Below are 1479 nucleotides of genomic sequence, written 5' to 3'. Positions count from 1 at the left end.
GATCCAGGTTATTGATAATGATAAAAAATATTTTCCAATTCAAGTCAGTTATAGCGGTGAAAAACCCAATGCAGACTACAGTAGTATTGAACCGACCAATCAACAGTTGATTGTGAATTACAATCCAGAAAAAAAAGAATATCAGTAATCAGGCTCAACCAGTGCTGAAATGGGTGTCGTCATCCCTTCTAAAAAAGATGGAAAATAACAGCCACATTTGACTGCTATTTAGATATATGGTGGGATATTGTACAGCTTAAATATTCTACAGTGCCGTATCAAGGGGATGACAGCACAATAAACTTAGGGGGGGGAAATGAAACAACTTTTTATTTGTATTACAGCACTATGCCCAATGTTAGTGAGTGCACATGCTTTTCAATATCACAAAACTCAGGGAGAGCTAAAATATTACACAGGACAAACCACTTTAACCGGTACATATTCACGTAATCTTGATCCTGAATATGTGGATTATATGGGTGATGATGTCTGCTTTTTTCCAGACGAAAAATCAGCATCGTTAATCCCTCGTCCTAAAAGCGATACACGTAATGCATGGTTCTGTTTTTCTAACTTTGAAATAGCAAAAAAAACCTTTAAATTGCCAAACAGCATTAAGAAAGGCTATTGCACCTATGAAGGTAAAGCTACAGTAACCATCAAAAACTATAGATTACTCATTGCAGAAACTGAGGGGTATGATTCTAGTCAGTTGGTGAGTGCGAAAAATATAACCCCAGCCAAAGCAATGAAATGTGAATCTTATGGCTAATCTCTTTTATAAATTTAATTAGCAATTTATGAAGCAAATTGGGCAGCAGACAGCGAATATTCGTTGGAATAGTGACGAGTATGATGGCGAATGTGATGTGGTTCCGTTAATTAGACCACTCAATCTAGTTTTATAAGTGATAAATCCGCTCTAAATATTTAAATTATGCTGCCATTACTTTTGGTAAATGTCGATCATAAAATTCATTTGGTGTTGCCTTATTCAAGCTTGAATGAGGACGTATCGTGTTATAAAAATCCAAATATTCAGCAATTGATTGTTTTGCTTGTTTAACCGTATCGTAAGCCTTCAAATAGACTTCCTCATGCTTCACACTGCGCCATAAACGCTCAATCATCACATTATCCATCCACCGTCCTTTTCCGTCCATACTGATACGGATATTTCGCAATTTTAACTCATTCAAAAATGCCTCGCTTGTGAATTGACTGCCTTGGTCTGTATTGAACACCTCAGGACAACCATATTTCACAATTGCTTCTTGCAACGCATCTATGCAAAAGTCTGTTTCCATACTGATCGATACACTATGAGCCAGTACTTTACGACTATGCCAATCTATAATCGCACACAGATAGACAAAGCCTTTAGCCATAGGAGAAACTAAATTAGTTTCTAAATTGGTTTTAATTTGAATGTAAAAAAGCCCTTAATCATTAAGGGCTTTTGTGTATCTGTTAGAC

The 1479-nt window shown here is 36.3% G+C and carries 1 protein-coding gene and 1 pseudogene; one reads left to right on the top strand and one right to left on the bottom strand.

Annotated features, from left to right (window positions below; genetic code table 11):
- Nucleotides 1-355 precede the first annotated feature (355 nt).
- Nucleotides 356-775, top strand: coding sequence for a hypothetical protein (locus SE27_RS13075; protein ID WP_406564553.1), 420 nt, complete (start codon nt 356-358; stop codon nt 773-775).
- Between the two features lie 163 nt (nt 776-938).
- On the opposite strand, the pseudogene SE27_RS13070 reads toward SE27_RS13075, so the two are convergent.
- Nucleotides 939-1394, bottom strand: a pseudogene (locus SE27_RS13070) (IS3 family transposase); the annotation flags it as partial.
- Nucleotides 1395-1479: the final 85 nt, after the last annotated feature.

Source organism: Acinetobacter harbinensis, from assembly GCF_000816495.1.
Taxonomy (GTDB): domain Bacteria; phylum Pseudomonadota; class Gammaproteobacteria; order Pseudomonadales; family Moraxellaceae; genus Acinetobacter; species Acinetobacter harbinensis.
Note: the sequence above shows the minus strand (reverse complement) of the source record. Positions and strands in the feature narration are given on the sequence as shown.